General features: G+C 61.6%; 14 protein-coding genes. 12 read left to right on the top strand and 2 right to left on the bottom strand.

The annotated features are described in order from the left end of the window. The first annotated feature begins 127 nt into the window (after positions 1–127). From acpP to PspS04_RS08140, 7 genes are all read left to right on the top strand, one after another. Positions 128–364, top strand: a complete 237-nt coding sequence (gene acpP, locus PspS04_RS08110) for an acyl carrier protein (protein ID WP_003175607.1) — start codon at positions 128–130, stop codon at positions 362–364. Positions 365–473: 109 nt separating this feature from the next. After that, on the top strand, positions 474–1,718 hold the full coding sequence (gene fabF / locus PspS04_RS08115) for a beta-ketoacyl-ACP synthase II (protein WP_095167644.1): 1,245 nt from the start codon (positions 474–476) through the stop codon (positions 1,716–1,718). Then, positions 1,718–2,533, top strand: coding sequence for an aminodeoxychorismate lyase (gene pabC / locus PspS04_RS08120; protein WP_095167647.1), 816 nt, complete (start codon positions 1,718–1,720; stop codon positions 2,531–2,533). The genes fabF and pabC overlap by 1 nt, the downstream gene beginning before the upstream one ends. Before the next feature lie 3 nt (positions 2,534–2,536). Next, complete coding sequence (gene mltG, locus PspS04_RS08125) at positions 2,537–3,712, top strand: endolytic transglycosylase MltG (protein WP_159994508.1); 1,176 nt, start codon at positions 2,537–2,539, stop codon at positions 3,710–3,712. A gap of 19 nt (positions 3,713–3,731) precedes the next feature. Next, on the top strand, positions 3,732–4,364 hold the full coding sequence (gene tmk, locus PspS04_RS08130; protein WP_095167651.1) for a dTMP kinase: 633 nt from the start codon (positions 3,732–3,734) through the stop codon (positions 4,362–4,364). Continuing rightward, the gene (locus tag PspS04_RS08135; protein WP_095167653.1) at positions 4,357–5,343 is read left to right on the top strand and encodes a DNA polymerase III subunit delta'; all 987 of its coding nucleotides are present in this window, start codon (positions 4,357–4,359) and stop codon (positions 5,341–5,343) included. The genes tmk and PspS04_RS08135 overlap by 8 nt, the downstream gene beginning before the upstream one ends. Positions 5,344–5,403: 60 nt before the next feature. After that, positions 5,404–6,192, top strand: coding sequence for a TatD family hydrolase (locus PspS04_RS08140; RefSeq protein WP_095167655.1), 789 nt, complete (start codon positions 5,404–5,406; stop codon positions 6,190–6,192). Positions 6,193–6,429: 237 nt separating this feature from the next. On the opposite strand, the gene PspS04_RS08145 is transcribed toward PspS04_RS08140, so the two are convergent. Next, positions 6,430–7,563, bottom strand: coding sequence for an aminotransferase class V-fold PLP-dependent enzyme (locus PspS04_RS08145; protein WP_159994510.1), 1,134 nt, complete (start codon positions 7,561–7,563; stop codon positions 6,430–6,432). An 80-nt stretch (positions 7,564–7,643) separates the two neighbouring features. Here PspS04_RS08145 and PspS04_RS08150 point away from each other — a divergent pair, with 80 nt between their 5' ends. The 4 genes from PspS04_RS08150 to PspS04_RS08165 all read left to right on the top strand — a co-directional run bounded on the left by PspS04_RS08150 (position 7,644) and on the right by PspS04_RS08165 (position 10,641). Beyond that, positions 7,644–8,282: a TetR/AcrR family transcriptional regulator gene (locus PspS04_RS08150; RefSeq protein WP_095167659.1), complete on the top strand. Its 639-nt coding sequence runs from the start codon at positions 7,644–7,646 to the stop codon at positions 8,280–8,282. 139 nt (positions 8,283–8,421) lie between these two features. Continuing rightward, a complete protein-coding gene (locus tag PspS04_RS08155; protein ID WP_159994512.1) occupies positions 8,422–9,390 on the top strand; it encodes a GTP 3',8-cyclase MoaA in 969 nt (322 codons plus the stop codon). Between the two features lie 67 nt (positions 9,391–9,457). Beyond that, positions 9,458–10,063 carry a DUF4823 domain-containing protein gene (locus PspS04_RS08160; protein ID WP_095167662.1) on the top strand — a complete coding sequence of 202 codons (606 nt, stop codon included), beginning with the start codon at positions 9,458–9,460 and terminating at the stop codon, positions 10,061–10,063. A 17-nt stretch (positions 10,064–10,080) separates the two neighbouring features. Further along, a complete protein-coding gene (locus tag PspS04_RS08165; RefSeq protein WP_095167663.1) occupies positions 10,081–10,641 on the top strand; it encodes a DUF1285 domain-containing protein in 561 nt (186 codons plus the stop codon). 20 nt (positions 10,642–10,661) lie between these two features. On the opposite strand, the gene PspS04_RS08170 is transcribed toward PspS04_RS08165, so the two are convergent. Next, positions 10,662–11,882: an MFS transporter gene (locus PspS04_RS08170; protein WP_159994514.1), complete on the bottom strand. Its 1,221-nt coding sequence runs from the start codon at positions 11,880–11,882 to the stop codon at positions 10,662–10,664. A gap of 230 nt (positions 11,883–12,112) precedes the next feature. Between PspS04_RS08170 and PspS04_RS08175 the strand changes: the two genes are divergently transcribed. After that, positions 12,113–12,595, top strand: a complete 483-nt coding sequence (locus PspS04_RS08175; RefSeq protein ID WP_095167667.1) for a GNAT family N-acetyltransferase — start codon at positions 12,113–12,115, stop codon at positions 12,593–12,595. Positions 12,596–12,600: the final 5 nt, after the last annotated feature.

Consider the following 12,600-nt stretch of genomic DNA (forward strand, 5'->3'; position numbering starts at 1 on the left):
TATTTATAGGCAGCCGGTCGTCAGGGTTTGAGGAGTGAAGCTTTCAGTTGAAAAACTGAAAAGCCTTTCTATACACTTACCCACTGGCCAGCTGCCTGAATTTGTCCATTAGGAGTGAAAACAAGGTATGAGCACCATCGAAGAGCGCGTCAAGAAAATCGTTGCTGAGCAACTGGGCGTTAAAGAAGAAGAAGTGGTGAACACTGCTTCCTTCGTTGAAGACCTGGGTGCCGACTCCCTTGACACCGTTGAGCTGGTGATGGCTCTGGAAGAGGAATTCGAGACCGAAATCCCTGACGAAGAAGCTGAGAAGATCACTACTGTACAAGCTGCCATCGATTACGTTACTAGCCACCAGGCGTAATAGTTTGTAATCGTTGTTAGCTGTCATGGAAAAACCGCACTGCCATCATGGCGTGCGGTTTTTTCTTTAGGTCTGATGCAAAGTCGTCATTTGAAAAAAGGAGAGTGCTGTGTCGCGTAGACGCGTCGTAGTCACCGGTATGGGTATGTTGTCGCCACTGGGCACGGATGTGCCGAGCAGCTGGCAGGGCATTCTGGCTGGCCGCAGTGGCATTGGTCTGATCGAACACACTGACCTTTCTGCCTATTCCACTCGTTTTGGCGGCTCGGTAAAGGGCTTCAATGTCGAGGAGTACCTGTCGGTCAAGGAAGCTCGCAAACTCGACCTGTTCATTCAATACGGTCTGGCGGCCGGATTTCAGGCGGTGCGTAATGCCGGCCTGGAAGTCACCGATGCCAACCGTGAGCGTATCGGCGTGGCTATGGGCTCGGGTATTGGCGGACTGACCAATATCGAAGAGACCAGCCGCACGCTGCATGATTCCGGGCCGCGACGGATTTCGCCGTTTTTCGTGCCGGGCTCGATCATCAATATGATTTCCGGTTTCCTGTCGATCCACCTGGGTATACAGGGACCTAACTACGCCATTGCCACTGCCTGCACCACCGGTACTCACTGTATCGGCATGGCTGCGCGCAACATTGCCTACGGCGAAGCCGATGTGATGATTGCCGGCGGTGCCGAGATGGCCGCCTGTGGCCTGGGCATGGGTGGCTTTGGTGCTGCCCGTGCACTCTCCACGCGTAATGACGAGCCGACCCGCGCCAGCCGTCCATGGGACAAGGGCCGTGATGGTTTTGTACTGTCCGACGGTGCCGGGGCCCTGGTTCTCGAAGAACTGGAGCACGCCAAGGCACGCGGGGCGACCATCTACGCCGAGCTGATTGGCTTTGGTACCAGCGGCGATGCCTATCACATGACCTCGCCTCCGGCGGACGGTGCCGGTGCTGCTCGCTGCATCGCCAACGCCCTGCGCGATGCGCGGATCAATGGCGACCAGGTGCAGTACATCAATGCCCACGGCACCTCGACCTCGGCCGGCGACCTCGCCGAAGCCCAGGCGATCAAGACCGTGTTCGGCGATCACGCCTACAAGCTGGCCATCAGCTCGACCAAATCCATGACCGGCCACCTGCTGGGTGCCGCGGGCGCCGTCGAGGCGATCTTCAGCGTGCTGGCGATCAACGGCCAGGTCGCGCCGCCAACCATCAACCTGGACGAGCCGGACGAAGGCTGCGATCTCGATTTTGTGCCGCACACTGCGCGTAACATGGATATCGACGTAGTGCTGTCCAACTCCTTCGGGTTTGGTGGCACCAACGGCTCCCTGGTGTTCCGTCGGTTCGTCGACTGATGGAAAGCTGGGTCGACGGTCAGCCGGCTGACGCACTGTCGCTAAAAGACCGCGGCCTGGCCTACGGCGATGGCTTGTTCGAGACCATCGCCGTCAGGGGCGGCCAGCCCGTATTGCTGGAACGCCACCTGCAACGCCTGGCCGAGGGCTGCTTGCGCCTGGCGCTGGCGGCGGATCACAGGCTGATTCGCGCCGAACTGGTGGCCTATGCCGCCGAACTCGGCGACGGCGTGCTCAAGCTGATCCTGACCCGCGGCGACAGTCAACGCGGTTATGCCTTCGACCCTGCAGCTGCGCCGCGACGTATCCTGCAAGGCAATCCCCCTGCACATTACCCCAGCGTTCATGCCGAGCACGGCGTGCGCCTGTTCCCCTGTGCCACGCGTTTGGCCAGCCAGCCGCTGCTGGCGGGCCTCAAGCACCTCAATCGTCTTGAGCAAGTCCTTGCCCGCGCCGAGTGGCAGGGGCCTGAATGCGCAGAAGGGTTGATGTTGGACGTAGATGCCCGAGTCATCGAGGGTGTGTTCAGTAATTTGTTCATCGTGCGTGATGGCGTGCTGCTGACCGCCGATTTGCGCCGATGTGGTGTCGCCGGGGTGATGCGGGGCGAATTATTGTTTCAAGCCAAGTCACTGGGGATCCCCACTGAAATCACTGACATCAGCCTCGAACAACTGCAACAGGCCGATGAAGTCTTTGTCTGCAACAGCGTCTACGGCATCTGGCCGGTAAACGCATATGCTGCGCTGAGCTGGCCGGTTGGGCCGCTCACCCGTAAACTGCAGGGAATTGCCCGCGCGCTACTGGATGCTTGATTCGTGAGACGTAAACTCTTGCTGCTGCTGGAAACCGGATTGGTTCTGGCGGGGCTGCTGCTGGGCGCTTCGGCCTGGAAAATCAATTCGGCGCTGGAACAGCCACTCAACATTACTCAGGAAGAGTTACTCGACGTACCCACTGGCTCGACGCCGTCCGGGACCTTCAATCGCCTGGAAGCCGACGGTGTGCTCGAGGACGCTTTCTGGCTGCGCCTGTACTGGCGCTTCAACCTGGCCACCCAACCCCTGCACAGCGGCGAATACCGCATGCTGCCGGGCATGAGCGCACAAGGCCTGATCGGCCTGTGGCAGCGCGGCGAAGTGGTCCAGTACAGCCTGACGCTGGTGGAAGGCTGGAACTTCCGCCAGGTGCGTGCAGCGCTGGCGAAAAACGATAAGCTCGAACAGACCCTGGCCGGCCTCAGCGACAGCGAGCTGATGGAAAAACTCGGGCATGCCGGTGTATTTCCCGAGGGTCGGTTCTTTCCGGACACCTACCGTTTCGTCCGCGGCATGACCGATGCCGAAGTCCTGGAAAAGGCCTACGATCGGCTGGAAGAAGTGCTGGCCAAGGAATGGAGCAAGCGCTCCCCGGATGTGCCGTACAACGAGCCCTACCAGGCGCTGATCATGGCGTCCCTGGTGGAGAAGGAAACCGGGGTGCCACAGGAGCGCGGACAGATTGCCGGAGTGTTTGTACGGCGCATGCAGATCGGCATGATGCTGCAGACCGATCCGACCGTGATCTATGGCATGGGTGAGCGCTACAACGGAAAGCTGACCCGCGCGTCCCTGCGCGAGCCGACGCCCTACAACACCTATGTGATTTTCGGCCTGCCGCCGACCCCGATTGCCATGGTCGGCCGTGAAGCGATTCACGCGGCCCTCAACCCGGTGTCGGGCAGCAGCCTGTACTTCGTCGCTCGCGGCGACGGCAGCCATGTATTTTCCGATGACCTGGATGCCCACAACAACGCCGTGCGCGAGTATCAACTCAAGCGCCGCGCCGACTATCGTTCCAGCCCTGCGCCCGCCAACGGTGCGGTGACGCCCGAGGAGCCGGCGCCGCAGGTGCCCGAGGTGCCAGCAGTACCCGAAGCGCCTGAGGCGGTCCCGCAGGATCTACCACCTGCGCCGCCAACGCCTGACGCCCAGGCACCGCAAAGCTCGCAATGACTCTGATTAAGGACTGCCTGTGACTGGCTTGTTTATTACCCTGGAAGGCCCCGAAGGCGCCGGCAAAAGCACCAATCGCGAATACCTTGCCGAACGCCTGCGTGACGCCGGTATCGAAGTGGTGCTGACACGCGAGCCCGGCGGTACCCCCTTGGCCGAGCGCATCCGCGAAGTGCTGCTGGCGCCGGTCGATGAAGTCATGCATGCCGACACCGAGCTGTTGCTGGTGTTCGCCGCGCGCGCCCAGCACCTGGCCGAGGTCATCCGCCCGGCGCTGGCGCGCGGCGCGGTGGTGCTCTGTGACCGGTTTACCGATTCGACCTACGCCTATCAGGGCGCCGGCCGCGGGTTGTCGCTGGAGCGCATCGCGGCGTTGGAGACCTTCGTCCAGGGCGATTTGCGCCCGGACCTGACCCTGGTGTTCGATTTGCCGATCGAGATCGGCATGGCCCGCGCCAGTGCCCGTGGCCGACTGGATCGGTTCGAGCTGGAAGGCCGGGTGTTCTTCGAGGCCGTGCGCGCGGCATTCCTCCAGCGTGCCGCGGCAGATCCGCAGCGTTACCTGTTGGTCGATGCCGCCCAGCCATTGGCGCAGGTGCAGCAGGCGCTGGACGGCTTGCTGCCACAGTTGCTGGAGCGTCACCGTGGCTGAAGCCTATCCGTGGCAGGACAGCCTCTGGCAGCAACTGGCCGGCCGCGGGCAGCACGCCCACGCCTACCTGCTCCATGGCCCCAAGGGCATTGGCAAGCGCGCCCTGGCCGAGCGTCTGATGGCGCGCCTGCTGTGCCAGCGGCCAGACGGCCTGGATGCTTGTGGGCAATGCAAATCCTGCCTGTTGCTCAAGGCCGGCAGCCATCCGGACAACTACATTCTCGAGCCGGAGGAGGCGGACAAGGCGATCAAGGTCGACCAGGTCCGTGAGTTGGTCAGTTTCGTGGTCCAGACCGCGCAGTTGGGCGGGCGCAAGGTGGTGTTGATCGAGCCGGTGGAGTCGATGAACATCAACGCCGCCAACGCCTTGCTCAAAAGCCTCGAAGAACCGTCTGGTGACACCGTGCTGTTGCTGGTCAGCCACCAGACCAGTCGCCTGTTGCCGACCATCAAGAGTCGCTGTGTACAGCAAGCCTGTCCGCTGCCCAGCGAGGCCATGAGCCTGGCATGGCTGGCCCAGGCCTTGCCCGATTGCACGCAAGAGGAGCGGGTCGAGTTACTGACCCTGGCAGCCGGCTCGCCCCTGGCAGCGGTCACCCTGCAGGCCCAGGGCGTACGCGAACAGCGGGCGCTGGTGGTCGACGGGGTGAAGAAACTACTCAAGCAACAGCAGTCGCCCACCCAACTGGCCGAAGGCTGGAATGCGATCCCGCTGCTGTTGTTGTTCGACTGGTTCTGCGACTGGTCGAGCCTGATCCTGCGTTATCAACTGACCCAGGATGAAGCCGGCCTCGGCCTGGTGGATATGCGCAAGGTGGTGCAGTACCTGGCGCAGAAGTCTTCCCAGGACAAGGTGCTGAACATCCAGGACTGGATCCTGGCCCAGCGGCAGAAGGTCCTGAGCAAGGCTAACCTCAACCGTGTGCTGCTGCTCGAGGCCCTGCTGGTGCAGTGGACAGGGTTGCCGGCTCAACGTTAAACCGCGCTGCCCGGACTGTGTCCGGGCGCCCCACCCATACGATTTAGTTGCAACCTCACTATGCTTGTAGATTCCCATTGCCATCTCGACCGTCTCGACCTCGCCGCCCACGACGGCTCCCTGGACGCTGCCCTTGAGGCGGCGCGCCAGCGCGGGGTCGGGCATTTCCTGTGTATCGGCGTCAGTGTCGACAACGCGGCCGACGTCAAGGCGCTTGCCGAGCGCTACGACGACGTCGACTGCTCGGTGGGCGTGCATCCGCTGGACGTCCAGCCGGGCGCGGCACCGGCGTTGGACTGGCTGTTGCACGAGCTCAATCATCCGCGCGTGGTGGCCATTGGCGAGACGGGCCTTGACTACCATTACGAGCCAGAGGCGGCCGAGCTGCAGCAGCAATCCTTCCGCCTTCACCTGCAAGCCGCCCAGCAAACGGGCAAGCCGGTGATCGTCCACACCCGTGGCGCACGCGCCGATACCCTGGCATTGCTGCGCGAGGCAGCCTTGCCCCAGGCGGGTGTGCTGCATTGCTTCACCGAAGACTGGGACATGGCCAAGGCGGCGCTTGACCTGGGCTTCTACATCTCGTTGTCCGGCATCGTCACCTTCCGCAATGCCGATGCCTTGCGTGATGTCGCGAGCAAGGTGCCGGCCGATCGCCTGCTGGTGGAGACCGATTCCCCCTACCTGGCGCCGATTCCTTACCGCGGCAAACCTAACCTGCCGCAATACGTACGCGAAGTGGCGGAGTTCCTGGCGATGCTCCGCGGTGAGTCCTACGAGCGGTTTGCCGAGCAGACCACCGAAAACTTCAAGCGACTGTTCCCCTTGGCCCACGTTAAATCGGTTTGAGCGACGGCCTGGGGAGGCAAATCGCAGGCAAAAAAAACCCGGGTTCTGGGGGGTGAATCCGGGTTAAGACCATTAGGAGTAAAACAAAGGTACGCGGTCCGTTGGTACCTATATCCACGCGCCACTTGGGGGAGATGACGCGCCGACATTTCAAGTATTGATCAGTATTGCGCCGAGTCCAGTTTGCTCCCCGGGTTTCTTAAACATATTTGGAATACCGGCGCTTCGCTTGAGTTCTCACTGCTTGGCGATGGCTGCGACGATGGCGATAGTTTCGTCGATCACGCGTTTTTCGGTATAGAAGTGCGGGGAAAACCGCACGCCCGGCCCGCGCGGAATACACACCACCTGCTGAGCCTTGAGAGCCTCGTACACGACCTGGTTATCGATGCCGTCGATGCTGAAGGAAAAAATCCCCCCGCGCCGAGCCGGATTGAGCGGGCTGTGCAGGGTGATCCCGGCGATTGCGCCCAAACCGTCCTGCAGCCACTGCACGCGTTCGGCGATGAGTGTGGCCACGGTCGGCATGCCGACTTCTTCCAATAACGACAGGCTGGCCTCCAGGGCCATCGCGCCGAGCATGTTCGGGCTGCCGCACTCAAAACGCCGGGCACTCTTGGCCGGCTCCCAGGTGGTGCGGGTGTAGTCACCCATGTGTTCAAGCATGTGCCAGCCGAATTCGTGCAGCTTGAGTTGTTCGCGCAGTTCGCTGCGCACGTAGAACACCCCCAGGCCTTCCGGGCCCAGCAACCATTTGTGGCCATCGGCCATGGCAAAGTCGCATTGATAGCTCTGGACGTCGAAGGGCAGGGCGCCGAGTTGCTGGATGGCGTCGATGCAAAACAGCACGTTTTGCTGTTTGCAGCCGGCTCCGAGGCGCTGCAGGTCCAGGCGCAGGCCGCTGGCAAATTGTATGGCGCTGACCGACATCAAGCGCGTGCGGGGGCCGCAGGCAGCCAACAGCGCGCCTTCCGGATCGTCGCCCTTGAGGCTGGCCTGGATCACTTCGACGCCTTGCGCGGCCAGGGCTTCCCAGACGATGCGGTTGGATGGGAACTCCTCATCGCTGATGACGATCTGGTCACCGCTCTGCCAGGGCAGTCCGAAGGCGACAAAAGACAGCGCTTCAGAAGTATTTTTGACCAGCGCGATGTCGTCCGTCGACGGTGCGTTTAGCAGGCGCATCAGGCGTTCACGCAGGCGCTGCTCCAGTGACATCCAGTCCGAATAGTCCCGCGCGCCCAGCAAAACGTTCTCTTGGGCGAAGCGCGCCACGGCGCTGGCCGCCCGATTTGGCCAGGGCGCGACGGCTGCATGATTCAAATAGCGAAGGCCTGGAGCCTGTACAAATTCATCAAGAAACGTAGTCATGGTCGGATGATCCGTGCAATTTGGCGCAAGTTAGGCATAATACGCGGCTTCGAATTTTGACCCCTACAGACCTTTTTCTTATGCACAAAGAACCTCGTAAGGTCCGTGAGTTTCGTCGCCGCGAGCAAGAAATTCTCGACACCGCGCTCAAGCTGTTCCTCGAACAAGGTGAAGACAGTGTCACCGTCGAGATGATCGCTGATGCCGTGGGTATCGGCAAAGGCACCATCTATAAGCACTTCAAGTCCAAGGCGGAGATCTATCTGCGCCTGATGCTCGATTACGAGCGTGACCTGAACGAGCTGCTGCACTCTGCCGATGTCGACAAGGATAAGGAAGCCCTGTCCCGGGCCTACTTCGAATTCCGCATGCGCGACCCGCAACGCTACCGGTTGTTCGATCGCCTGGAAGAGAAAGTGGTCAAGGGCAACCAGGTGCCAGAGATGGTCGAGGAGTTGCACAAGATCCGCGCCTCCAACTTCGAGCGCCTGACCCTGTTGATCAAGGGCCGGATCAGCGAAGGCAAGCTGGAAGACGTGCCGCCGTATTTCCACTACTGCGCATCCTGGGCGCTGGTGCACGGCGCGGTGGCGCTGTATCACTCGCCGTTCTGGAGCAATGTGCTGGAAGACCAGGAAGGTTTCTTCCAGTTCCTGATGGATATCGGCGTGCGCATGGGCAACAAGCGCAAGCGCGATACCGACACCCCAGGCAGCTGATTCATTCAGCAGCCTTATTGCGCCATGTTTCCCTGTATGGCGCAGTGCCCCAGGAATATACTCAGGCTTAGGTATTGCTAAAACTTGATTTGTGAGTCAAGTTTTAGCTTTTCCGCACCGACTTCCGCCGGAGTAATCCATGATCGTTGACCGACAAGGCAGGCGCTTCCGCAATTTGCGCGTCAGCCTGACCTCCGCCTGCAACTATGCCTGTACCTACTGCGTGCCTAACGGCAAGCGGCTGGTGGCTGCGCAGGACGAGCTGTCGGCCGAAGCCATGGCGCGCGGGGTTGCGTACCTGATCGAGGCGGCTGGCATCGAGCGGCTGCGCATTACCGGCGGTGAGCCGCTGGTGAGCCCGAAGCTGGAAACCTTCATGCGAGCGGTCGGGCAGATGGGCCTGGATGAGATCAGCCTGACCACCAATGGCCAGTTGCTGGGCAAAAAGCTGCCCTTGCTGGTGGATGCCGGTATTCGGCGGATCAACGTTTCCCTCGATACCCTCGACCCGGCGGCCTTTCGCGGCATCGCTCGCGGTGGCGATCTGCCGACGGTGCTCGATGGCATGCAGCAGGCCCGCGCCGCGGGCATCAAGATCAAGGTCAACATGGTACCGCTGCGCGGGCAGAACCTGGACCAGGTGATGCCCTTGCTCGAATACTGCCTGGAGCGCGGCTATGAACTGCGTTTTATCGAATTGATGCGTATGGGCCACCTGGCCTCTGACTCGAATGCCTTCCTGCAGCAGTTCGTCAGCCTCCAGCAGCTACTCGGCCTGATTGGCGAGCAATACGAATACCTGCAAGCCGATGCGCCGGTGGATGCCACGGCGGTGCGCTATGAAATCCCCGGGCTCGGCCATTTTGGCGTGATCGCCAATGAAAGCGTGCCGTTCTGCCGGACCTGCTCGCGCCTGCGCCTGTCGTCCACGGGCTGGTTGCATGGCTGCCTGTCATCGAGCAATCGGCATTATGTCGGCGACCTGCTGGACAAGCCCCGTCACCAGGCCTTGCCGGCGTTGCAACGGCTGTTGGTGAAGGCCCTGGGGGACAAGCAGGAAGTGGCATTTTCCGGTGGCGCGACCGTGATGAAAATCATCGGCGGCTGAGCTGGCGCGGAAGCTGCATCTTGCCCGGATTCGCCGGTTTTCCGTCACCGGCTTCTGGAGGGTAAGGATGCGTAGCCTGGTTTTGCTGCTGGCGGTTGTCACGCTTGGCGGCTGCATGACTGTCAGCGACATGGGCGAAGGGGTTCGCGATCAGATGAGCGACGCCGGTTTTCTCGATCACAGCGACAGCCGTCGGGTGAACAACCTGCGTATTCAGCCAGACTCGTTCATCTACATTGCCCAGGGCCCGTTTGCCCCGCCTGGCAGTGCCGAGCCGCGCCCCAACGTGGTTGCCGAACAGGCTTTCAACGGCTTTATCGAGTATTTCCCGATGGTCCGTCGCGCCCGCGCGCCCGAGGGCCTGGATGCCGCCATGGGCGAGGCACGGGCTGCAGGCGCCCATTACCTGCTCTACACCCGCTTTGCCAGCGCCGACGACCGCATCGGCAACTCGGATGAATGGCTCGATCAAGAGGCTGTGGATCGCCTGGGTATCGACAAAGGGGTGATTCAACTGATGTTGATCGAGACCAGCACCCAGTATTTGATTGATACTGCACGGATCAAGAGTCGTGGCGGTTTACTGACGTTCCACGACACCAGGCCAGAAGATCTGCTGGGCCCGCCGCTGGCGCAATATGCGCGTAGCCTGCTGGGCCTGGGCGATCAGTAGTTCAACCGGAGAACAACATGAGTGGTGCGCAAAAAGCTAACGATCTGCTGGGGCAAATCCCCAAGTCCAAAGGCTTGCCGCCGGTTCATCTGTGGAACCCCGACTTCTGTGGCGACATCGACATGCGCATCGCCCGCGACGGCACCTGGTACTACCTGGGCACGCCGATCGGGCGCAAGCCGATGGTCAAGCTGTTCTCCACCATCATGCGCCGCGACGGTGACGATTATTTCCTGATCACCCCAGTGGAGAAGGTCGGGATCAAAGTGGATGACGCGCCTTTCGTGGCCGTGACCCTGGAGGTGCAAGGCGAGGGCGAGGCCCAGGTGCTGCGTTTCACCACCAACGTCGAGGAAGTCACCGAAGCCGGGCCAGAGCACCCTCTGCGAGTGGTCATCGACCCGCAGACCCAGGAACCAGCCCCTTATGTGCACGTACGGAGCAACCTCGAAGCCTTGATCCATCGCAACGTGTTCTACCAACTGGTCGAGCTCGCCGTCACCCGCGAACTCGACGGCCAGCGCTGGCTGGGGGTTTACAGCGGTGGCGAGTTTTTCCCCATCGGGCTCGAACCCTGAGCGTGACTGACACGAGCACCCTACGCCTCCTGCAATGCCTTGCTCACGACCAGCCAGCGCCACAACAACCGCCCGACGGTGATCAACCAGTTCAACAGCGCCACGCCCAGCACCACCAGCAGCATCGCCGGCAGCCCTTGCTCGACGATGATCCTGCCCGCCAGCCAGGGAAAGCCGAATACCCCGACAAAATAGCCCAGGCTGAACAGCAGCAGGGCTTGAGGGGTGCTGCCGGGCGGCGCTTCGTTGGCGGCCAGGCCATTGATCACCGAGTAGGTCAGGCCGTAGCCGATGCCCAGCACCACGGCTGCCAGCAGGTAGCTGAAGGCATCGTCGACGACGAAGCCGAACATCAGCACCGACACCACCATCAATCCTGACAGCAGGCAGGATGCCCAGTAAGGGTCGCGCTTGACCACGAAGCTGGCAATCAGCATGCGGCTGGTAATCGCCGCGCTCATGAAACCGAGAAAGAACAGCGAGTAATCCAGCGCACGCGCGGCGGCGTAGCTGGTCTGAAAGCTCGACAGCCCGCCGAAGACACAACCACCCAGGCCCACCATGATGATCGGGAGCAGCGCCCTGGAGGACATCACCCGAACCGTCGCCGCCCAGGAAATACGCGATAGCGCGGCATTGCCCAGCTGATTGGGTCGTTGCGAAAGCACCGCACCCAGGCGCCAGAACAGCAGCGCACCGATCAGGCTGGCGAGGGCGGCGAGGAAAAACGCGCTGCTCAGTGGATAACCCAGGGCGCTGGCGGCGCGCCCCAGCAAGGGCCCGGACCCGATGCCGGTCATCATGCTGCCCGACAGCAGGGCGAAATACCTGGTCCGTTGTGCTGCGGGCACCAGCATGGCCACGATGATCGGCCCCAGGGTGTAGAACACGCCCCAGCCCAGGCCCAGGGTCAGGCCAAAAAACAGCAAGGCGCTGCCAAAGCCCGGCGTCAGGGCAAACCCCAGGCTGGCCAGCACCAGCAGGCCGCCGAACAGGGCAATCGAACGCGCGGCACCGAACAGGTCCGACAAATGCCCGGAAACCAGCACCGCGGCGAAGGTGCTGAGCATCGCCGCAGAAATCACGCTGCCGGCATCGTGCTCGTTACCGCCCCGTGAGCTGATCAGCAGGGACAGTAAAAAGGTCGAGCCGTAGGACAACGACAGCAGGTAGCTGGCGAGGCAGAACAGGCCAAACAGTTTTCCCGCAACGGCGGAGTCCGGAGTAGGGCGACGGGGCATGGCGATATCTCGTGACCGGTAGGTTTGTCGAACCCTTATCTACCACGGCCAGCCCGAGTGTTTGTTCTGTGGTTGGCGGTTTCAGGGTTAGCGAATGGCGGAGTACCCCCTAGGCAGCGCGAGTCCTTTGATCAGCACCAGCGCTGCCTGGAGAAAATTTGACAGTGCCATGTGACGAACGTCGATCGGCGACATAGTATGGCGTTTTCATTCGTTCTCAAGGGACGTCCATGTCGATCGAGATCCGCCCGGCCACACCCAGCGATGCCCCGCAAATTCTCGCCTTCATCACCGAGCTGGCGGATTACGAGCGCGCCCGCCACGAAGTCATCGCCAGTGTCGCCGATATCGAACGCAGCCTGTTCAGTGAAGGTGCCACCGCTCACGGCCTGATCTGTCTGCGCGATGGCCTGCCGATCGGATTTGCGGTGTTTTTCTTCAGCTATTCGACCTGGCTGGGCAGTAACTGCCTGTACCTTGAAGACCTGTACATCACGCCCGAGCAGCGCGGCGGTGGCGCAGGCAAATACTTGCTGCGCCACCTGGCGAAGATTGCTTGCGCCAACGACTGCGGGCGTTTTGAGTGGAGTGTGCTGGAGTGGAACACCCCAGCCATCGAGTTCTACAAATCCCTCGGCGCCCAGCCCCAGGAAGAGTGGGTGCGCTATCGCATGGACGGCAATGTCCTGCGTGATTTCGCCGAGGGGCGCTGAAGCGT

Origin of the sequence: Pseudomonas sp. S04 (assembly GCF_009834545.1) — a bacterium.
Taxonomy (GTDB): domain Bacteria; phylum Pseudomonadota; class Gammaproteobacteria; order Pseudomonadales; family Pseudomonadaceae; genus Aquipseudomonas.